Source organism: Pseudomonas sp. EA_105y_Pfl2_R69, from assembly GCF_963970915.1.
Taxonomy (GTDB): domain Bacteria; phylum Pseudomonadota; class Gammaproteobacteria; order Pseudomonadales; family Pseudomonadaceae; genus Aquipseudomonas.
Genome location: NZ_CAXAOO010000002.1, coordinates 25858 through 47087, shown reverse-complemented (window position 1 = coordinate 47087; position 21230 = coordinate 25858). Strand labels below are relative to the sequence as shown.

Below are 21230 nucleotides of genomic sequence, written 5' to 3'. Positions count from 1 at the left end.
AAGGCGCTAATTGTCATTGAGGCAAGCCCCCCGGGTCACGCAATAATTACCCGTAGCGCCATTCAGCCACTCGAATGCTGAATCATTAAAACAATAAGACGAATATCGAGGTTTGCCATGTACGCCATTATCGGTGCCGGCCCCATGGGCCTGTGTACAGCTCGCCAACTGCACAAGCACGGCATCGACTTTGTCGGTTTCGAACTGCACGCGGATGTCGGCGGCCTGTGGGATATCGAGAACCCACACAGCACCATGTATGAGTCGGCGCACCTGATTTCCTCCAAGGGCACCACCCAATTCACTGAATTCCCGATGCGCGACGAAGTGGCCCCCTACCCGCACCACAGCGAAATGCGCCGCTACTTCCGCGACTACGCCGAGCACTTCGGCCTGTATGCGCATTACCAGTTCAGCACCCGGGTCGTCGAAATCCAGCGCCTGGAGCAAGGCTGGAAACTGATCAGCGAGCAGGACGGCGTACAGCGCGAATGGCTGTTCGATGGCGTGCTGATGGCCAACGGCACCCTGCACACACCCAACCAGCCGGCGCTGCCGGGCCCATTCAGCGGCGAGCTGATGCACTCCAGCGCCTACCGCTCGGCGGCGGTGTTCGACGGCAAGCGCGTGCTAGTGGTCGGCTGCGGCAACTCCGCCTGCGATATCGCCGTGGACGCCGTGCACCGCGCCGCCTCGGTGGACCTCTCGGTACGCCGCGGCTATTACTTTCTGCCCAAGTTCACTCTGGGCCGCCCCACCGACACCCTGGGCGGGGCGATCAAGCTGCCGCGCCCGCTCAAGCAGTGGCTCGACGGCTTGCTGGTGCGCGCATTGGTCGGCAAGCCGTCGCAGTACGGCCTGCCCGACCCGGACTACAAGCTCTACGAATCGCACCCGGTGATGAACTCCCTGGTGCTGCACCATCTCGGCCATGGCGATATCAAGGCGCGCCGCGATGTGGCCAGGGTCGAGGGCCAGTTGGTGACCTTCAGCGATGGCGAGCAGGCCGAGTACGATCTGATTCTGCAAGGCACCGGCTACAAGCTCGACTACCCCTTTATCGACCGCGCGCACCTCAACTGGCCGAGTAGCGCCGGCGCGCCGCAGCTGTACCTGAACGTGTTCCACCCCGAGTACGACGACCTGTTTATGCTGGGCATGGTCGAGGCCTCGGGCCTCGGCTGGCAGGGCCGCGACGAGCAGGCCGAGCTGGTGGCGCTGTATATCCAGGGCCTGCAGGCCGGCAGCCAGGCGGCCAGGGACTTCCAGGCGCTCAAGCGCGAGCGGGCAAGCATGCGTCTGGACGGCGGCTATCACTACCTGCAACTGGAACGCATGGCCTACTACGTGCATAAGGACAGCTATCGTCAGAGCATCGCGCAGCACAGTGCGGCACTGCGCAACGGCCTGGCGAGCCGTACAACCGCCACCCCCACCCTGCATGCACCAGGAAACCGCTAGTGGATACGCTAAACATCCAGTTCGACCCCGGCAGCCTGGTGTTGATCAACCTGATCCTGGCGCTGATGATGTTCGGCGTGTCCCTGGACCTGCGCCTGGACGACTTCAAACGTATCGCCCGCAAGCCCAAGGCCCCACTGATCGGCCTGCTCGCGCAGTTTGTCCTGCTCCCGGCGCTGACCTGCCTGGCCTGCTGGGCGCTGCGCATCGAGCCGATGCTGGCCCTGGGCATGATGCTGGTGGCCGCCTGCCCCGGCGGCAGCTTCTCCAACATCATGACCTGGATGGCCCGCGGCAACGTCGCGGTATCGGTGAGCATGACCGCCGTATCCAGCCTGGCCGCCAGCGTACTGACGCCGCTGAACTTCGGCTTCTACGCCTGGCTCAACCCACTGACCCGGCCGCTGCTGACGCAAATCGCCATGGACCCGGTCAGCCTGCTGCTGCTGGTGCTGCTGGTGCTCGGCCTGCCGCTGATCGCCGGCATGTGGATCGGCCGGCGCTTTCCCAGCCTGTCACCGAAAGTGGAAAAACCGCTGCGCATCTTCACCCTGCTGGTGATGCTGGCCTTTGTCACCCTGGCCTTCAGCCGCAACTTCGACCAGTTCATCCGCCATTTCCATCTGTTCTTCTGGCTGGTGGTGGCCCATAACGCCCTGGCCCTGTCGGTCGGTTACGGCTGCGCGCGGCTGTCCGGCCTGCCGGCCGCGGATCGCCGGGCGATCACCCTGGAGGTGGGTATCCAGAACTCGGCCCTGGGCCTGGCGATCATCTTCACCTTCTTCCCCCAGGCCAGCGGCATGCTGCTGATCGCCGCGTTCTGGGGCTGCTGGCACCTGGTCAGCGGCCTGACCCTGGCCTTTATCTGGTCACGCCGCGCCCCGGCCGCCGCCCTGCCACCCTCTGCCGCACTGGCTAACGCTGGAGAAGAATAATGCACAGCGTATTGATCACCGGGGCCGCCAGCGGCCTCGGCTGGGAGCTTGCACGCGCCTATCACCGCCAAGGCTGCCACCTGCTGCTCACCGATATCAACGCAAGCGGCCTGACCGCGCGGGTGAATGAGCTGGGCGCAGAGCGGGTAATCGGGCTGGCCGGCGAGATCACCGACCCGCACCTGCATCAGCAATTGCTGCAGACCTGCAGCGAGCGCTTCGGCGGCCTCGACGTACTGATCAATAACGCCGGCATCACCCATCGCTCGCCCACCATGCAGACTGATCCGGCGGTGCTGCGCAAAGTCATGGCAGTCGATTATCAGGCCCCCGTGGAGTTGACCCTGTGCGCCCTGCCACTGCTGCGCAAAAGCGCCGGGAAGATCATCGCCATCGGCTCCATGGCCGGCTGGATGCCGGTGCTCGGCCGCGCCGGTTATTGCGCGGCGAAAAGCGCCCTCGGCCAGTTCTTCGAGGTTCTGCGCGCCGAGGCCGCCCGCGATGGCATCGGCATGCTGCTGGTGTACCCAAGTTTTCTCGACACCCCGATCGAACAGCACGCCCTGGGCGGCGACGGCCAGCCGGCGCGGCACGGCCGCTCGACCATCGGCCAGGTACGCGGTGCCGACTGGATGGCCGGGCAGATCCTCCAGGCCCAGGCGCAAGGCCTTGAACGACTGTTTCCCGACCGCGGCAGCTGGCTGGCCAGCCTGCTCTGGCGCATAGCCCCCGGCCTCTATTACCGCAAGATGAGCGCACGCTTCGCCGCGGAGATGGGCTGATGGATATGCTCTGGCTGGCCCTGGCCGGCTTTATCCTGCTGGCTTACACCCTGGAGGCGATCAGCGGATTCGGCAGCATCGTAATCGCCCTGTCGCTGGGAGCCTTGCTGCTGCCGATCGACCAGCTGCTGCCGGTCCTGGTACCACTGAATATCTGCATGACCGGCTACCTGACCTGGCGGCATCGATACATGATCGACCGCCGCCTGCTGCTGGGCATGATTCTGCCCGGCATGCTGCTCGGCACGCTTATCGGTTACGCCCTGCTGCCCTGGCTGGACGCCGCCCTGGCCAAGCGCCTGTTTGGCGCGCTGGTGCTGTGGTTTGCCGCCCGCGAACTGTGGCGTCTGCGCCACGCCGCCGCTGAACCGCCTCGGCCTCTGTGGCTGGGCCGGCTGCTTAGCCTGGGGGCCGGCATCAGCCACGGCCTGTTCGCCTCCGGCGGCCCGCTGCTGGTGTTCGCCCTGGCTGGCAGCCAGCTGGACAAGGCGCGCCTGCGCGCCACCCTGGTAACCGTCTGGTTCACCCTCAACAGCCTGCTGACGCTGGCCTTCCTGCTCGACGGCCGCCTGCTGCCGGCCCTGCCGCAAGTTGCCAGCTACGCCCCACTGCTGCTGATCGGCATCTGGCTGGGCGAGCGATTGCACCGGCGGTTTAACGAACAGCATTTCCGTATCGCCATCTATGGCTTGCTGCTGGCTACGGGGGTATTGCTGCTGGCCGGTTAGGCCTTATGCAATCGCTCTATCGCGCCCATCGGCTTGAAGCGCCGGGCTTATCGGTTACCATGCCCATTCGCCCGAATTGTCAGAAGCCGAGAACCGCAATGTCGCAACCCTGGAGCCCCGAAAGCTGGAGAGCCAAGCCTATCCAGCAGCAACCGCAGTACCCGGACGCCGCCCACCTGGGCAAGGTCGAGCAAACCCTGGCCGGCTATCCGCCGCTGGTATTTGCCGGCGAGGCCCGCGAACTGCGCCGCCAGTTCGCCGAGGTCACCCAGGGCCGCGCCTTTTTGCTGCAGGGCGGCGATTGCGCCGAGAGCTTCGCCGAGTTTTCCGCGGGGAAGATCCGCGACACCTTCAAGGTGCTGCTGCAGATGGCCATCGTCATGACCTTCGCCGCCGGCTGCCCGGTGGTGAAAGTCGGACGCATGGCCGGGCAGTTCGCCAAGCCGCGCTCGGCCAACGACGAAACCATCGGCGGCGTGACCCTGCCGGCCTACCGCGGCGATATCGTCAACGGCATCGACTTCGATGCGAAGAGCCGCGTACCTGACCCGGAACGCCTGCTGCAGGCCTACCACCAGTCCACCGCCTCGCTGAACCTGCTGCGCGCCTTCGCCCAGGGCGGCTTCGCCGACCTGCATCAGGTGCATCAGTGGAACCTGGACTTTATCGCCAACTCGGCCCTGGCCGAGAAGTACAGCCACCTGGCCGGTCGCATCGACGAAACCCTGGCCTTTATGCGCGCCTGCGGCATGGATACTTCGCCGCAACTGCGCGAGACCAGTTTCTTCACCGCCCACGAGGCGCTGCTGCTCAACTACGAAGAAGCCTTCGTGCGCAGGGACAGCCTCACCGGCGGCGACTACGCCTGCTCGGCCCATATGCTGTGGATCGGCGACCGCACCCGTCAGCTGGATGGGGCCCACATCGAATTCCTCCGTGGCGTCGGCAACCCGATCGGGGTCAAAGTCGGCCCGAGCATGGACCCTGACGAACTGATCCGCCTGATCGACATCCTCAACCCGGACAATGACCCGGGTCGCCTCAACCTGATCGTGCGCATGGGCGCGGACAAGGTCGAAGCCCATATGCCGCGCCTGGTGCGCAAGGTGCAGGGCGAAGGCCGCCAGGTGCTGTGGAGCTCCGACCCGATGCACGGCAACACCATCAAAGCCTCGACCGGCTACAAGACCCGCGACTTCGCGCAGATCCTCGCCGAAGTGAAGCGATTCTTCGCCGTACACCAGGCCGAAGGCAGCTACGCCGGCGGCATCCATATCGAAATGACCGGACAGAACGTCACCGAATGCATCGGCGGCGCGCGGCCGGTGACCGAGGACAGCCTGTCGGACCGTTACCACACCCACTGCGATCCGCGAATGAACGCCGACCAGTCGCTGGAACTGGCCTTCCTGATCGCCGAAACCCTCAAGCAGGTGCGGCGCTAGCTGCTGCTGTTCGCGGGCATGGCCCGCGAGCAATCCTCGATCCGCTCAAGCGCTCGTGCAAGCGCCATCGACCCGCTCGCTGCGGCGCTTACTGCGGCAACGGCGGTCGGCACCCTTTGACGCCAGGCAATGAAGCAGGCGAGGCCCACCACCAAGCGCGTCTGACAAACCGGTCCAGGCGCGATATGGTGAAGTCTACGTGGAGGAATGGATCATGCCTTGGTACATCTGGTTACTGCTGGTGCTCGTGCTGGGTTCTATTGTCGGCGGCCTGCTCGTGTTGTTGCGCACCGCCAAAGACGTCCACTTGACCGCCGAGCAGCGGGAAATCGTGCGTAAACGCAACCTCGAGATGGACGCCCAGGATGCCAAGGACGCTGAGCAGCGCTAGCCTGCTATGCGTCCTGTTGCTGGGCTGTTCGCAGCTGCCACTGGCTACGAACGGCGACAGCTGCACGGCGCTGTTCGAGCAACTGCACAGCGCCACCCGGGCTCACCGGGACGGGCAGTATCAGCGCCTGGAGGGCTTTGTCGGCCTGCGCAGCGAGCGCACCCTGGCGGCCCTGGGCACAAGTGCGCAGAGCCGGGCGCAACGCCAATTGTGGTTACAGCGCCTGGCCGCACGGGACGCCGAAGCCAGCACGATCGAGCTGGCGCAACTGGCGGACGGGCCACGGCACCTGTGGAGCAGCCCGCAGCGCCAGCATGCGCTGAGTACCTGCCGTAGCCGTCAGGTCGAGCGCCTGATCGACGACCCGGCCGCCTTTGCCCGGGCAGTCGCAGCGGCCCAGGTGGCCGACGATTACCGCACCTGGGCACGCGTGGTGGGTCTCTACCCGCTTTTCGAAACGCTCTTCGCCAGGGGCGTGACCGCCTGGCAGCACAGCGCGGCCCGGGCCTCAGCCCCCGCAGATGGCGCGCAGTGGCTGGGCTACCAACCGCTGCCGAGCCAAACGCAGGCGATTTCAATCCGCCTGGGCGAGGATGCCCTGGGCCTGCCCCAGGCCCAGCAGGCGCAACTCGAGGCCCTCTTCCAGCACCATGCCCCCTGGTTGAAGGTCGAACAGGCCAGCCGCAGCGACAGGCTCGGCAGCCCCCAGTACCGCGCCGATGGCACGCGGGGCTTCAATCAGCAGCATATTCGGCTATATCGGCACAGCGGCTGGAGCCGCCTGCAGGGGCGCTGGCACCTGCAGCTGAGCTACCAATTCTGGTTCAGCCGGCGGCCCAAACCCCATGCCCTGGATCTGTTCGGCGGCGAGCTGGACGGCCTGATCTGGCGCGTTACCCTGGACCGACAAGGGCATGCCGTGCTCTACGACAGCATCCACCCCTGCGGCTGCTGGCACAGCTTCTACCTGCCGGCTGGTTCAGCGTTGCAACTGCGGCAGCCCGCGGGTGAAGAAGCGCGCCAGGCGCACCGCCTGAACTTCGCGGGCGACCGGGCCGCCACGCTCTGGCTGAGCGCGGGCGAACACAGCCTGACGTGGGTCGACGAGCGCCGCTCAGCCTATCCCGGGGTCAGCTACCAGAGCCTGGCCCTCGACCACCTGCGTCAGCTGCCGCACCCTCGGGGCCAGCGTAGCCTGTACCGCGCAGACGGCCTGATTGCCGGCAGCCAACGCCTGGAACGCTGGCTACTGTGGCCATCCGGGGTCAGGTCACCAGGTGCCATGCGCCAGTGGGGACGCCACGCCACCGCCTTTATCGGCCGTGCGCACTTCGACGATCCGCATCTGCTTGAGCGCTACTTTCACCAGCCATAGGGCCCTGGCTGGCCATCGCATGATAAGCGTTGAAAACCAGCGGCTAGTTCCCGGCACCAGCGGTCAGCGAGGTATCCGCCGCCGCCGGGACGACCGTCACCTGATAGCGGCCGAATATCTCGGCCAAGCGCTTATTGCGGCGTAGCGCTTCAAGTAGCGCGCCGAACTGTTCGGCACTTATCGGCGCACCGGGGCGCAGCAGCGCATGGTGGCGATAACGCTGATCGACACGCTCGGAGATCAGCAGTTGCCCGGCGTACTGGCGGTGGCGCTCGAGAAAGTCGCCAATATAGGAGCGCGTCACCAGCGCGATATCCGCCCTCCCATGTAGGACCATCAGCAGGTTGCTGTCATGGGAATGGGTCAGGGTCGCCTGGAAGCGCTTGACCAGGTACTCGGGCTCGGCATTGAAGTCGGCGAAGGCATAGTGATAGCCGTGATACAGGGCCAGACGCTTGCCCTCCAACCGCTCGAAGAAGCGCTGATCGCGCCCCGGCTCAGCCCGACTGACAAACACCTCCGAGTCCTCCAGGCCCATATCCACGGCGTCATGGGCAATTTCCTGCCAGTCCCAGGCCGGGTTTTCGAAAATGGCCAGGTCGATTCGCCCCTGCTGAAAATCACCGAAACGGCGTTTGATCGAGGTCGGCACCATGACAAAACGAAAATCAGCCTGCTGCCGGTTCAGCGCGTCCAGCAGGTCCGCGAGCAAACCCGCCCTGTGCGACTGCTCGTCGGTCTTGAATACATAGGGCGGAAAATACACGCCGGCGACGTGCACCACCTGTTCGGCGGCCAGGGGCGCGGACACCGACAACGCCAGTGCCAGAGCACAAATCCTGATCAAGCTAGCAATGGACACAGGCATATAGCCAACTTCTTAAGTTACCCGGTAGCCAGCGTACCCCAGCAAAAGCTGACCGAATAGTGCAAATTCAGTCACGTAGCGCCCCCGGCGGGTTCAACAGGTGATAACGCTTCAACAAGCGGTCCAGCTGGCCGTCCCTATTGAGGGCCTGCAACAGCTCGGCAAAGCGTTCCGGCGTCACCGGGGCCTGCGGACGAAACAACGCCTGATGCCGATAGAACTGGTCGACCCGTTGCGATACCAGAAAGGCCGAACGCAGCTCCGGATACCGGTCCTGGTAGAGGCGCAGATAGGAATGGGTAATCACCGCGATATCCGCTCGACCGCGCATCAGCATGATCAGATTGCTGTCATGGGAATAGGTGAGCCGTGCATCGAAGCGTTCGGTCAGAAACTGCTGGTCCGAGTTGAAGTCGGCGAAGCCATAGTGATAACCACTGTAGAGGGCCAAGCGCTTGCCCTTGAACTCATCGAAATAGCCCTGATTGCGGCCCGGCTGCGCGCGCGCGACATACACCTCGGCATCCTCGATATGCAGGTTCAACGCGGCATGCGAGGTATTCTGCCAGCCCCACTGGGGGGACTCGAACAGGATCAGATCGAAGCGGCCACTCTCCAGGTCGCGGTAACGGCGCATGGTCGAAGTCGCCACCAGAACGAACCGGTAGGTTGTCTGCAGTTGATTGAGTGCGGCCAGCAAATCGGGCACCAGACCCTTCGGCTCGGCACTCTCCGGCTTAACCATATAAGGCGGAAAGTGATAGGCACCGACCCGTACCTCTTCGGCGGCCCATACCGGCAGAGCGAGGCACAGCAGAGAGCCGAGACACAGACATCGCACCAGCATGTACAAGAGACACGCTCCACAGCGGACAAAAACGACCATTGAATTCCCTAGGAGTACAACCCGTCCCTCGACGCCAAAATACTAGCCCAAAGCCATCCCGTCTAACTCAAACGTCCTTGATCACCAACGACAGCGCCTCTTCGGCCAGCTGATCCAGCGTCATCGGCCCTTCCGGGCGAAACCAGGTGGTGCTCCAGCTCAGCGCGCCAGTCAGCAAACGGCGCAGAATAAAGGGGTCGGCCTTGAAGTAGCCGGCGGCCTTGGCCTCGCCCAGCACCTGCAGCCAGAGCTGTTCGTAGTTGTCGCGCAGTTCGAGGATAAACGCCTGGCCCGGCTCGGACAGCGAGCGCCATTCGTAGACCAGCACCGCCATGGCCTCGCCGGTGCCGCCCATGATCGACTGCAGCTCGCAGCGGATCAGCGCCAGCACCCGGCCGCGCAGATCACTCGCTTCGGCCAGAGAGGCCTGCATCAGCGCGGTGTTGTAGCGAATGGTCTCCTCCATCACCGAGCGCAGGATCTCGTCCTTGCTCTTGAAGTGATGAAAGATGCTGCCGGACTGAATGCCCACGGCGCTGGCCAGATCGCGCACCGTGGTGCGCTCGTAGCCCTTGCTGCGAAACAGGTGCGCCGCGGTTTGCAGCAACTTACCCCGCGCACTATCTGGATCGGTGATCTGCCCGCTGGCCACCAGTTCCTGCATCACCGCCTGCGCTTGTTGATCATCCACGCTAAGTACTCTCCAACTTTTATTGCCTTGAATCCAACGCCCTGGGCGTTTGAGCCAAGTGCTTGTCGTTATTGGTGAAATTTATGCTGCGCAAGCCACCCAAGCAAGCGCTTGGCCATACTTTGGTTGAGAAAGATTGAATCAAGGGCTTTTCAACCAAGCGCTTGCTTGGTAGCCTTCAAATCACCTTATTCATGTGTTGCGGAACTATTCCAATGACTAAAACCGTACGCATCGGCTGCGCCTCCGCCTTCTGGGGCGATACCAGCACCGCCGCCGCCCAGCTGGTAAAAGGCAGCGAACTGGATTATCTGGTATTCGACTACCTGGCCGAAGTCACCATGTCGATCATGGCCGGCGCGCGGATGAAGAAGCCGGACGCCGGCTACGCCACCGACTTCGTGGAAACCCTGGCACCGCTGCTGCAGGACATCGCACAGAAGAAGATCCGCGTGATCAGCAACGCCGGCGGGGTCAACCCCAGCGCCTGCGCCGCCGCCCTGAGCGCTGCCTGTGAGCAGGCCGGGGTCAAGCTGAAGATCGCCGTGCTGCATGGCGACAACCTGCAGCCCAAGCTCGCTGAACTGACCAAGGCCAGTACCGTGGAGATGTTCAGCGGTGCACCGTTGCCACCCTTCTGCGTCTCGGTCAACGCCTACCTCGGTGCGCCGGGCATAGTCGAAGCCTTGCAGCTCGGTGCCGATATCGTCATCACCGGCCGCGTGGTCGACAGCGCCGTGGTCAGCGCCGCCCTGGTGCATGAGTTCGGCTGGAGCTGGAGCGACTACGACCAGTTGGCCCAGGCCGCGCTGGCCGGGCATATCATCGAATGCGGCGCGCAGTGCACCGGCGGCAACTTTACCGACTGGGAAAGCGTGCCGGACTACGAACATATCGGCTTCCCGGTGGTGGAAGTGGCGGCCGATGGCAGTTTCGTCGTGACCAAGCCGGATGGTTCCGGCGGCTTGGTCACGCCTTTTACCGTGGGCGAGCAGATGCTCTATGAAATCGGCGATCCACGGGCTTATTACCTGCCCGACGTACTCTGCGATTTCACCCGGGTGCAACTCAGCCAGGTCGGCGCAAACCGCGTTGAACTGAAAGGCGCACGCGGCCTGCCGCCGACTGCTCAGTACAAGGTCAGCGCCACCTATCCGGACGGCTTCCGCTGCACCGCCAGCTGCCTGATGGCCGGCATCGATGCGGTGAAGAAAGCCCGGCGGGTCAGCCAGGCGATCATCAACAAAACCGAAGAGCTGTTCGCCGAGCGCGGCTGGGGGCCGTACAAGGAAGTCAGCATCGAACTGCTCGGTTCCGAGGCCACTTACGGCCCCCACGGCCAGCGCATCGACAGCCGCGAAGTGGTGATCAAGATCGCCGTGCGCCATACCAAGAAGGAAGCGCTGGTGCTGTTCTCCCGCGAGATCGCCCAGGCTGCCACCGGCATGGCACCGGGCCTGACCGGCATCGTCGGCGGCCGCCCTACCGTTTACCCGGTAATCCGCCTGTTTAGCTTTCTCGCCGACAAAAGTGTCTGCGCTCTAGAAGTAGAACTGAACGGTGAACGCACACCCGTGACCCTGCCGCAGATCGCGGTGCTGGATAGCGCGCAGATCGCCGCCGACAGCGCCGCCCCGCTGCCAAGCGGCCAGGCCGACACCACGCTGCCGTTGATCAAGCTGGCCGTGGCGCGCTCCGGCGACAAGGGCAACCACAGCAATATCGGCGTAATGGCCAGAAAGCCCGAGTACTTGGCCTGGATCGCCGCTGCGCTGACCGAGGCTGCCGTGGCCGAATGGATGCAGCACACGCTCGACCCGCAAACCGGCAAGGTCAGTCGCTGGTATCTACCCGGCAGCCATAGCCTGAATTTCTTGCTGGAGAACGCCCTGGGCGGCGGCGGCGTCGCCTCCCTGCGCATCGACCCGCAAGGCAAGGCCTTCGCCCAACAGTTGCTGGAATTCCCGATACCGGTGCCCAAGGCGTTGGCCGTTAGCCTCGAACAAGGACAATAACAATGAGCTACGACTCGGTCTTTAAACCCGGCCTATTTAGCGGCCAGACCATCATGGTCACCGGCGGCGGCAGCGGCATCGGCCGTTGCACCGCCCATGAGCTGGCGAACCTGGGTGCCCACGTGGTGCTGGTCGGGCGCAAGCTGGAAAAGCTCGAAGCCACCTGCGGCGAAATCATCGAAGACGGCGGCCAAGCCAGCTTTCAGGCCTGCGATATCCGCGACGAAGAAGCGGTCAAGGCCATGGTCAAAACCGTGGTCGCCGAGCGCGGGCAGATCCACCACCTGGTCAACAACGCCGGCGGCCAATTCCCCGCGCCGCTGATCGGCATCAACCAGAGAGGCTTCGAGACCGTGGTGCGCACCAACCTGGTCGGCGGTTTCCTGATCGCCAAGGAAGTCTTCCTGCAGAGCATGAGCAAGCACGGCGGCAGCATCGTCAATATGCTCGCCGACATGTGGGGCGGCATGCCGGGCATGGGCCACTCGGGCGCGGCGCGCGCCGGTATGGAGAACTTCACCAAGACCGCCGCCTACGAATGGGGCCATGCCGGCGTGCGAGTGAATGCCGTGGCACCGGGCTGGATCGCCTCCAGCGGCATGGACACCTACCCCGAGTCGATGAAGAACATGATCCGCTCGCTCAAAGATCACGTGCCGCTGCAACGCATCGGCAGCGAATCGGAGGTAGCCGCCGCCATCGTCTTCCTGCTCACCCCGGGAGCCAACTTTATCAGCGGCAATACCATCCGCATCGACGGCGCAGCCAGCCAAGGCACGCGGGCCTGGACCCTGGGCAAGGCGAAGAACAGCGAAACCTACAACGGCTTCCACCGGGCCTACCTGCCCGATGTGCTGAAAGATCAGGAGTAAGGCAATGCCGGTTATCCAATCCGAGATCGACGTGCAGGGCGCGGACTTCGCCAACAACCGCGAAGCCATGCTCGCCGCGGTGGCCAGCTTTCGCCAGATCGAGCAGAACTGCCTGAACAAGGCGTTTGATGCCAAGGCCAAATTCGAGAAACGCGGCCAACTGCTACCGCGCGAACGCCTCAACCTGCTGCTCGACCCCGGCGCGCCGTTTCTAGAATTGGCCTCCTTGGCCGGCTACAAGCTGCACGACGACAAGGACGGCACCCAGGCTGGCGGTGGGATCATCTCCGGCATCGGTTATATCGCCGGAGTGCGCTGCCTGGTCAGCGCCAGCAACAGCGCGATCAAGGGCGGCACCATCTCCCCCACCGGGCTGAAGAAGACCCTGCGCCTGCAGCAGATCGCCGTCGAGAACAAGCTGCCGGTGGTGGCGCTGACCGAAAGCGGCGGCGCCAACCTCAACTACGCCGCCGATATCTTCGTCGAAGGCGCGCGCGGCTTTGCCAACCAGGCGCGCATGTCCGCCATGGGCCTGCCGCAGATCACCGTGGTGCACGGCTCCAGCACCGCCGGCGGAGCGTACCAACCGGGACTGTCGGACTATGTGGTGGTGGTGCGTGGCAAGGCCAAGATGTTCCTCGCCGGCCCGCCGCTGCTGAAAGCCGCCACCGGCGAAATCGCCACCGACGAAGAGCTGGGCGGTGCCGAGATGCACGCCCAGGTCGCCGGCACCGCCGAATACCTGGCGGAAAACGACGCCGATGGCGTACGCATCGCCCGCGAGATTCTCGCCATGCTGCCGTGGAATGCCCAATTGCCGGCGCGCCCGGCCAAGGCCTACAGCGAACCGCTGTATCCGATCGAAGAACTGCTCGGCCTGGTGCCAGCGGATGCCAAGAAGCCCTACGACGTGCGTGAAATTATCGCCCGCATCGCCGACGGCTCAAACTTTCTCGATTTCAAAAACGAGTTCGACAACCAGACCGTCTGTGGCCACTTGCAGATCGAGGGCCAGAGCTGCGGCTTTATCGGCAATAACGGTCCGATCACCCCACAAGGTGCGGCCAAGGCGGCGCAATTTATCCAACTGTGCGAGCAGAGCAACACGCCGATCCTGTTCTTCCACAACACCACCGGTTTTATGGTCGGCACCGAGTCGGAACAACTCGGGGTGATCAAGCACGGCTCGAAGATGATCCAGGCGGTGGCCAACGCCACGGTGCCGAAGCTGACTATCGTGGTCGGAGGCTCCTACGGTGCCGGCAACTACGCCATGTGCGGCCGCGGTCTCGACCCACGCTTTATCTTCGCCTGGCCCAACAGCAAGACCGCGGTGATGGGCGGTGCTCAGGCCGGCAAGGTGCTGCGCATCGTCACCGAGGAAAAACACCTGAAGGAAGGCAAGGAAGCCGACCCGAAGATGCTCGACATGCTGGAAACCGTCACCGCGCAGAAACTCGACAGCCAGTCCACCGCGCTCTACGGCACCGCCAGCCTGTGGGACGACGGCCTGATCGACCCACGCGATACGCGCAAGCTGCTCGGCTACCTGCTGGATATCTGTGCCGAGGCCAATCTGCGCCCCCTAAAACCCAGCACCTTTGGTGTGGCCCGTTTCTAACCCGTAGGGTGCGCCGTGCGCACCAGCCAAGATCACGGTGCGCACAGCGCACCCTACAAGGAAAACAACAATGATCTTCACCCAAGAACACGAAGAGCTGCGCCGCACGGTCCGTAACTTTGTCGACAAGGAAATCAACCCAAACGTCGAGCAGTGGGAAAAGGACGGCCGCTTCCCGATCCACGATATGTTCAAGAAGGCCGGCGACCTCGGCCTGCTAGGCATCTCCAAGCCGGAGAAGTTCGGCGGCATGGGCCTCGACTACAGCTACTCGATCGTCGCGGCGGAAGAGTTCGGCACCATCATCTGCGGTGGTATCCCGATGTCCATCGGCGTGCAGACCGACATGTGCACCCCTGCCCTGGCGCGCTTTGGCTCCGATGAGCTGCGCGAAGAATTCCTCCGTCCGGCGATCACGGGCGAAATGGTCGGCTGTATCGGCGTCTCCGAAGTGGGTGCCGGCTCGGATGTGGCCGGGCTGAAAACCACCGCAAAGAAAGACGGCGACGACTACGTGATCAACGGCAGCAAGATGTGGATCACCAACTCGCCATCGGCCGACTTTATGTGCCTGCTGGCCAACACCAGCGACGACAAAGCCCACGTCAACAAATCGCTGATCGTGGTGCCGATGAAAACCCCGGGCATCAGCATCAGCCCGCACCTGGACAAGCTCGGCATGCGCAGCTCGGAGACCGCCCAGGTGTTCTTCGACAACGTGCGCGTGCCGCAGCGCTACCGCATCGGCCACGAAGGCGCGGGTTTTATGATGCAGATGCTGCAGTTCCAGGAAGAGCGCCTGTTCGGCGCGGCCAACATGATCAAGGGTCTGGAGCACTGCATCAACGCCACCATCGACTACTGCAAGGAGCGCAAGACCTTCGGCAATGCGCTGATCGACAACCAGGTGATCCACTTCCGCATGGCCGAGCTGCAGACCGAAGTCGAGTGCCTGCGCGCCCTGGTCTACCAGGCCACCGAGCAGTACGTACGCGGCAAGGATGTGACCAACCTGGCCTCCATGGCCAAGCTCAAAGCCGGCCGCCTCGGCCGTGAAGTCACCGACAGCTGTCTGCAGTACTGGGGCGGTATGGGCTATATGTGGGAGAACCCGGTGGCCCGCGCCTACCGCGACGTGCGCCTGGTGTCGATTGGCGGCGGTGCCGACGAAATCATGCTGGGCATTATCTGCAAGCTGATGGGCATTCTGCCGGGCAAGAAAAAATAGGCTCGTCACCAGGGATGGCAAGCCATAAAGGCTGATCCGTAGGGTGGATGTCGCCGTTTACATCCACCAAGACACCGCACGGTGGATCGGTAAAGCGTGATCCACCCTACACACTGATGGGTATCGCTGCGCTCAACCTGCGCGACCCGCCCCCTCCTACGTCCCTGCGCCCTGTTCGAGGATTACCGGATGCCTGTTCTACCCGATTGCGAAACCCTGCTACTAAGCCTGGATGCCGGCGTACTGCATATCACCCTCAATCGCCCGGACAGCCGCAATGCCATGAGCCTGGCCATGGTCACTGAGCTGCGTGCGGCGCTGGAAAGCCTGCGCGATGACTCAAGCATTCGCGCCATCGTGCTGCGCGGTGCCGGCGGGCACTTCTGCGCCGGCGGCGATATCAAGGATATGGCCGGTGCCAGAGCGGCCGGTGGCGATGCCTACCGCAGTCTCAACCGCGCCTTCGGCAGCCTGCTGGAAGAAGCGCAGAGCGCGCCACAGGTGCTGATTGCCGTGCTGGAGGGCGCGGTGCTGGGCGGTGGTTTCGGCCTGGCCTGCGTGTCGGATATCGCCATCTGCCAGCAGGACGCCAAGTTCGGCCTGCCGGAAACCACCCTGGGGATTCTGCCGGCGCAGATTGCCCCCTTCGTGGTGCGGCGCATCGGCCTGACCCAGACCCGCCGCCTGGCCCTGACCGCCGCGCGTTTCAATGGCAGCGAAGCCGAACGCCTGGGCCTGGTGCACTTTAGCGAAACGGACAGCGAAGCGGTGGACGCCCGCCTGCAGCAGGTGCTTAGCCAGGTCCGCCAGTGCGCGCCCCAGGCCAATGCCCAGACCAAGGCCCTGCTGCTGGCCGCAGAAAACGAAGCACTCGGCCCGCTGCTGGACCGCGCCGCCGAGCAGTTCGCCGCCGCCGTCACCGGGGCCGAAGGCGTCGAGGGCACCCTGGCCTTTATGCAGAAACGCGCGCCGAAGTGGGCTGCTGAATAAGCCCCTCTCCAAATGACCTGATCGCCAGGCTTACGACTCAGCAGGAGCACCCAGATGCCCGCCTTTAACAAGATTCTGATCGCCAACCGCGGGGAAATCGCCTGCCGGGTGATGCGCACCGCCCAGGACCTCGGTTACCGCACCGTGGCCGTCTACTCGGAAGCCGACAGCGATGCCCGCCATGTGCAGCAAGCCGACGAGGCGGTGTGCATCGGCCCGGCTCAGGTCAACCAGTCCTACCTGGTGATCGCCAACATCATCCAGGCGGCGCAGAAGACCGGGGCCGACGCGATCCATCCCGGCTACGGTTTTCTCTCGGAAAACGCCGAGTTCGCCCGCGCCTGCGAGGCCGCCGGCATCGTGTTTATCGGCCCGACAGTTGCAGCCATCCACCTGATGGGCAGCAAGCGCCTGTCGAAGATCGCCATGCTCGAGGCCGGCGTGCCCTGCATCCCCGGCTATGAAGGCACTGCCCAGGACGATGACACCCTGAGCCGCGAGGCCGAGCGCATCGGTTATCCGCTGATGATCAAGGCCAGCGCCGGTGGCGGCGGCCGGGGCATGCGGCTGGTAGCAGAGTCCAGCGAGCTGCTGGCGCAGATCCGCACCGCCCGCTCGGAGGCGCAGAACGCCTTCGGCTCCGGCGAGCTGATCCTCGAGCGCGCGGTGATCCAGCCGCGCCATGTGGAAATCCAGGTCTTTGGCGACCAGCACGGCAACATCGTCTATCTGGGCGAGCGCGACTGCTCGGTGCAGCGCCGCCACCAGAAGGTGGTCGAGGAAGCGCCCTGCCCGGTGATGACGGCCGAGCTGCGCCAGGCCATGGGCGAGGCCGCGGTGAAAGCGGCGGCCTCGGTGAACTACGTCGGGGCCGGCACCGTGGAGTTTCTGCTGGATCAAAGCGGCGAATTCTTCTTTCTGGAAATGAACACCCGCCTGCAGGTCGAGCATCCGGTTACCGAGCTGATTACCGGCCAGGACCTGGTCGCCTGGCAGATCCGCACAGCCTCCGGCCAACCGCTGCCGCTCAAGCAGGAAGAGATTCGCCTGACCGGCCACGCCATGGAAGTACGCCTGTATGCCGAGGACGCCACGCAGAATTTCCTGCCGCAAACCGGCACCGCGCTGCGCTGGGAGCCGGCGCTGCGCGAAGGCATTCGCATCGACCACGGCCTGGTCGAAGGCCAGGCCATTACGCCGTTCTACGACCCGATGCTGGCCAAGGTCATCGCCTATGGCGCGACCCGCGAGGACGCACGGCGCAAGCTGATACGCGCGGTGGAGGATTGCGTGCTGCTGGGGGTCAACGGCAACCAGCGTTTTCTCGCCAACCTGCTGGGGCACCCCGAGTTTGCCGCCGGCAATGCCACCACCGCCTTTATCGCCGAGCATTTCGCCAGCGACCCGAGCCTAAGCCCGCAGCCGCCCGCTGCCTGCGAACTGGCCGCCGCCGCCGCCCTGCTGTTTCAGCAATCGGCCAATGCCCGCGCCCATCAGCCGGGGCTCGCCGGCTGGCGCAATGCCGGCAGCGCGCCCTGGCGTTTTCTGCTCAAACAGGGCGAGCAGCCATTTGCCGTGGAGCTCGAAGTACTCGCCGATGGCCCACAGCCGAGCCTGCTGGCCAAGATCGGCGAACAGCAGGTCAGCCTCAGGCTGCTGGCCAGCGACGGCCGCTGGGCCACCCTCGAGCTGGACGGCATTCGCCAGCGCCTGGCCTATCATCTGCAAGGCGAAAACCTCTGGCTGTACGGCCATAACGGCAACCTGCAACTCACCGACATCACCCATCTGCCGGTCAATGGTGCTAGCGGTGCCGGTTCGGGCAGCGTCAAGGCACCGATGGACGGCGCGATTGTCGAGGTGCTGGTCGAGGAAGGCAGCCAGGTCAGCAAGGACCAACTGCTGCTGGTGCTGGAGGCAATGAAGATGGAACACCCGCTCAAGGCCAGCATCGACGGCGTGATCCGCCGGGTTGGCGTCAGCCGCGGCGACCAGGTGAAAAACCGTCAACTATTGGTCGAGATCGAAGCCCTAGACGCCCAGTAGGGTGGATGGCGCTTTATCCATCCACCATCACGCCGCACGGTGGATGAGAAGAGCGCCATCCACCCTACATAAAAATAAAATTGGAGAAGCCCTATGTCACTGCAAGGTAAAACCCTGTTTATCACCGGAGCCAGCCGTGGCATCGGTCGTGAAATCGCCCTGCGCGCGGCGCGTGAGGGGGCCAATATCGTGATTGCGGCGAAAAGCGCCGAGCCCCACGCCAAGCTGCCCGGCACCATCCATTCGGTGGCTGCCGAGGTCGAAGCCGCTGGCGGTAAAGCCCTGGCCCTGCAAGTGGATGTCCGCGATGAAAACGCGGTCAAGGCCGCCATGGCCCAGGCGGCCGAGCACTTCGGCGGCATCGACGTGCTGATCAACAACGCCGGCGCGATCAAGCTGGTCGGCGTGGAGAAGCTCGAACCCAAGCGCTTCGATCTGATGTTCCAGATCAACACCCGCGCGGTGATGGTCTGCAGCCAGGCCGCCCTGCCGTACCTGAAGCAGGGCAGCAACGGCCATATCCTCAACCTGTCGCCGCCGCTGAACATGGACAGCAAGTGGTTTGCCCAGCACGGCCCCTACACCGTGACCAAGTACGGCATGAGCATGCTCACCCTGGGCATGAGCGAGGAGTTCAAGAAGTACGGCATCAGCGTCAACTCGCTGTGGCCGAAAACCATGATCGCCACCGCCGCCATCGAATTCGAACTGGGCAGCCGCGACGCCTTCAAGCGCGCCCGCAGCCCGGCGATCATGGCCGACGCAGCCCATGCCATTCTCAGCAGTAGCGGGCGTAGCATCACCGGCCGCTTGCTGATCGACGAAGACATTCTACGCGAGCAGGGTGTCGGCGACTTCGAGCACTACCGCTTCGATCCACAAGGCGGCGCGCTGATTCCGGACCTGTTTGTCGATTGATACCAGCCGGGTCACAGCGTCGGCTATTTGCCGATCTGCCTTGCCAGGCTTGCGCCAGAGCCATGGCACAAGCGCATGCCGGCGACTAGAGTTGGGCTTCGCCCCCGCATAACAACCATAAGCGCGAGAGCCATGAGCCAGACCGACCTGATTTCCCCGCTGCGTTTCCTTGCCCGTCTACCCCAGCACCTGCCGCGTGTGCCGCGCATGTTGCGCGGCCTGTATTACGCCGGCATTCGCAATCGCGAGAAGAACCTGTCGCTGGCCTGGGCGCTGGAGCGCACGGCGCGGCAGCATCCCGAACGCCCGGCGCTGCTGGATGAGTCGCGCAGCCTCAGCTATGCCCAGTTCAACGCCTGGGCCAATCGCCTGGCCTGGGCCTTCAAGACCGACGGTGTGCGCCATGGCAGCGTGGTGGCGGTGATGCTGGAAAACCGCCTGGAACTGCTGGCGATCCTCGCCGCCCTGAGTAAGCTCGGCGCGGTCGGCGCGCTGGTCAACACCACCCAGCGCGGCAAGGTGCTGGCCCATAGCCTCAATCTGGTCAAGCCGGGTTTTATGCTGATCGGCGACGAATTGCTGGCCGCCTTCGATGAGGTCGCCGGGCAACTGGATAACCCCAGTACCCCGCGCTACTGGATTGCCGATCAGGATTGCCTAAGCGATGCCGGCCAGACACCCGACGGCTGGACCAATCTGATGCAGCTGGCGCGCAGCCAGGCCAGCGATAACCCGCCGGACAGCGCCAGGGTGAAGATGAAAGACCCCTGCTTTCTGATTTACACCTCCGGTACCACCGGCCTGCCCAAGGCCTCGATCATGAGCCATGGCAAGTGGATCAAGGCTTACGGCGGTTTCGGCCACTCCGGCCTGACCCTGAGCACTCAGGACGTGCTCTACCTCACCCTGCCCTGCTACCACAACAACGCCGTGACCGTGTGCTGGAGCGCCGCCATCGCCGGTGGCGCGGCCATCGCCCTGCGTCGCAGGTTCTCCGCCAGCGCCTTCTGGTCGGATGTGCAGCGCTATCAGGCCACCTGCTTCGGCTATATCGGCGAGCTGTGCCGCTACCTGCTTAATCAGCCCGAGTGCGCCGCCGAGCAGAACAACAGCCTGCGCTGCATGATCGGCAACGGTCTGCGGCCCTCGATCTGGGCCGAATTCAAGGCGCGCTTCGGGGTCGAGCAGATCACCGAGTTCTACGCCTCCAGCGAAGGCAATATCGGCTTTACCAACGTGTTCAATTTCGACAATACCGTGGGTTTCTCTCCCGCCACCTACGCCATCGTGCGCTACGACCTGGAGAACGACTGCGCCATTCGCACCGCCAAGGGCTTTCTGCAGAAGGCCGACAAGGGCGAAGCGGGTCTGTTGATCAGCGAGATCAGTGCCAAGTGGCCGTTCGACGGCTACACCGACCCGGCCAAGAGCGAGGCGGCGATCCTGCGCGATGTATTCAAGAAGGGCGATGCCTGGTTCAACACCGGCGACCTGATGCGCGATATCGGCTGCAAGCACGCGCAGTTCGTCGACCGTCTCGGCGATACCTTCCGCTGGAAGGGCGAAAATGTCTCCACCACCGAGGTGGAAAACGTCCTGGGTGCCTTCCCCGGTGTCGAGGATGCGGTGGTCTACGGGGTGGAAATCCCCGGCACCAATGGCCGCTGCGGCATGGCCGCGCTGCGTCTGAGCGAAGGCCAGCAACTGAATGACGCCGCCCTTGCCACGCATCTGGATGCCGAACTGCCGGTGTACGCTGCGCCGCTGTTTATCCGTTTACTCGGCGAGGTGGAGACCACCGGCACCTTCAAATACAAGAAGAGCGACCTCAAACAGGCCGCCTACAACCCCGCAGCGATTCAGGAGCCGCTATGGGTACGCCTGCCTGGCGAACAGCGCTTTACTCCGCTGGACCACAGTCTATTCAACGCCATCAGTGAGCAGGCCTACCGTTTCTGATTGCCGGCAACCTATCGAA

The 21230-nt window shown here is 64.0% G+C and carries 18 protein-coding genes; 15 read left to right on the top strand and 3 right to left on the bottom strand.

The window, feature by feature from the left end:
• The first annotated feature begins 117 nt into the window (after positions 1–117).
• The 7 genes from AACY13_RS06080 to AACY13_RS06050 all read left to right on the top strand — a co-directional run bounded on the left by AACY13_RS06080 (position 118) and on the right by AACY13_RS06050 (position 7117).
• Positions 118–1461, top strand: a complete 1344-nt coding sequence (locus AACY13_RS06080) for a flavin-containing monooxygenase (RefSeq protein ID WP_339460092.1) — start codon at positions 118–120, stop codon at positions 1459–1461.
• Positions 1461–2396 carry a bile acid:sodium symporter family protein gene (locus tag AACY13_RS06075; RefSeq protein ID WP_339460091.1) on the top strand — a complete coding sequence of 312 codons (936 nt, stop codon included), beginning with the start codon at positions 1461–1463 and terminating at the stop codon, positions 2394–2396. Before AACY13_RS06080 ends, AACY13_RS06075 begins: the two co-directional genes overlap by 1 nt.
• Positions 2396–3178 (top strand): SDR family NAD(P)-dependent oxidoreductase, encoded by a 783-nt coding sequence (locus AACY13_RS06070; protein WP_339460089.1) that lies wholly within the window; start codon positions 2396–2398, stop codon positions 3176–3178. Before AACY13_RS06075 ends, AACY13_RS06070 begins: the two co-directional genes overlap by 1 nt.
• Positions 3178–3906, top strand: coding sequence for a sulfite exporter TauE/SafE family protein (locus AACY13_RS06065; protein ID WP_339460088.1), 729 nt, complete (start codon positions 3178–3180; stop codon positions 3904–3906). Before AACY13_RS06070 ends, AACY13_RS06065 begins: the two co-directional genes overlap by 1 nt.
• A gap of 98 nt (positions 3907–4004) precedes the next feature.
• Positions 4005–5351 carry a class II 3-deoxy-7-phosphoheptulonate synthase gene (locus tag AACY13_RS06060; RefSeq protein ID WP_339460086.1) on the top strand — a complete coding sequence of 449 codons (1347 nt, stop codon included), beginning with the start codon at positions 4005–4007 and terminating at the stop codon, positions 5349–5351.
• 214 nt (positions 5352–5565) lie between these two features.
• Entirely contained in the window at positions 5566–5742 is a 177-nt protein-coding gene (locus AACY13_RS06055) for a DUF2897 family protein (RefSeq protein ID WP_339460085.1), read from the top strand.
• The gene (locus AACY13_RS06050) at positions 5717–7117 is read left to right on the top strand and encodes a hypothetical protein (protein WP_339460083.1); all 1401 of its coding nucleotides are present in this window, start codon (positions 5717–5719) and stop codon (positions 7115–7117) included. The genes AACY13_RS06055 and AACY13_RS06050 overlap by 26 nt, the downstream gene beginning before the upstream one ends.
• 43 nt (positions 7118–7160) lie before the next feature.
• Here the strand turns inward: AACY13_RS06050 and AACY13_RS06045 are convergent, their stop codons facing one another.
• The 3 genes from AACY13_RS06045 to AACY13_RS06035 all read right to left on the bottom strand — a co-directional run bounded on the left by AACY13_RS06045 (position 7161) and on the right by AACY13_RS06035 (position 9562).
• Entirely contained in the window at positions 7161–7985 is an 825-nt protein-coding gene (locus tag AACY13_RS06045; protein WP_339460081.1) for a substrate-binding periplasmic protein, read from the bottom strand.
• 67 nt (positions 7986–8052) lie between these two features.
• The gene (locus AACY13_RS06040; protein ID WP_339460080.1) at positions 8053–8832 is read right to left on the bottom strand and encodes a substrate-binding periplasmic protein; all 780 of its coding nucleotides are present in this window, start codon (positions 8830–8832) and stop codon (positions 8053–8055) included.
• Positions 8833–8938: 106 nt separating this feature from the next.
• Complete coding sequence (locus AACY13_RS06035; protein WP_339460078.1) at positions 8939–9562, bottom strand: TetR/AcrR family transcriptional regulator; 624 nt, start codon at positions 9560–9562, stop codon at positions 8939–8941.
• 215 nt (positions 9563–9777) lie between these two features.
• On the opposite strand from AACY13_RS06035, the gene AACY13_RS06030 reads away from it, so the two are divergent.
• From AACY13_RS06030 to AACY13_RS05995, 8 genes are all read left to right on the top strand, one after another.
• Positions 9778–11577: an acyclic terpene utilization AtuA family protein gene (locus AACY13_RS06030; RefSeq protein WP_339460076.1), complete on the top strand. Its 1800-nt coding sequence runs from the start codon at positions 9778–9780 to the stop codon at positions 11575–11577.
• Between the two features lie 2 nt (positions 11578–11579).
• Positions 11580–12449 carry an SDR family oxidoreductase gene (locus tag AACY13_RS06025; RefSeq protein ID WP_339460075.1) on the top strand — a complete coding sequence of 290 codons (870 nt, stop codon included), beginning with the start codon at positions 11580–11582 and terminating at the stop codon, positions 12447–12449.
• A gap of 4 nt (positions 12450–12453) precedes the next feature.
• Entirely contained in the window at positions 12454–14070 is a 1617-nt protein-coding gene (gene atuC / locus AACY13_RS06020; protein ID WP_339460074.1) for a geranyl-CoA carboxylase subunit beta, read from the top strand.
• A 70-nt stretch (positions 14071–14140) separates the two neighbouring features.
• Positions 14141–15298, top strand: a complete 1158-nt coding sequence (atuD, locus tag AACY13_RS06015; RefSeq protein WP_339460073.1) for a citronellyl-CoA dehydrogenase — start codon at positions 14141–14143, stop codon at positions 15296–15298.
• Between the two features lie 189 nt (positions 15299–15487).
• Positions 15488–16288, top strand: a complete 801-nt coding sequence (locus AACY13_RS06010; protein ID WP_339460072.1) for an enoyl-CoA hydratase/isomerase family protein — start codon at positions 15488–15490, stop codon at positions 16286–16288.
• A gap of 54 nt (positions 16289–16342) precedes the next feature.
• Complete coding sequence (locus tag AACY13_RS06005; protein WP_339460071.1) at positions 16343–18334, top strand: acetyl/propionyl/methylcrotonyl-CoA carboxylase subunit alpha; 1992 nt, start codon at positions 16343–16345, stop codon at positions 18332–18334.
• Between the two features lie 93 nt (positions 18335–18427).
• A complete protein-coding gene (locus tag AACY13_RS06000) occupies positions 18428–19252 on the top strand; it encodes an SDR family oxidoreductase (RefSeq protein ID WP_339460070.1) in 825 nt (274 codons plus the stop codon).
• Between the two features lie 132 nt (positions 19253–19384).
• Positions 19385–21211 carry a long-chain-acyl-CoA synthetase gene (locus tag AACY13_RS05995; RefSeq protein ID WP_339460068.1) on the top strand — a complete coding sequence of 609 codons (1827 nt, stop codon included), beginning with the start codon at positions 19385–19387 and terminating at the stop codon, positions 21209–21211.
• The last annotated feature ends 19 nt before the right edge of the window (positions 21212–21230 follow it).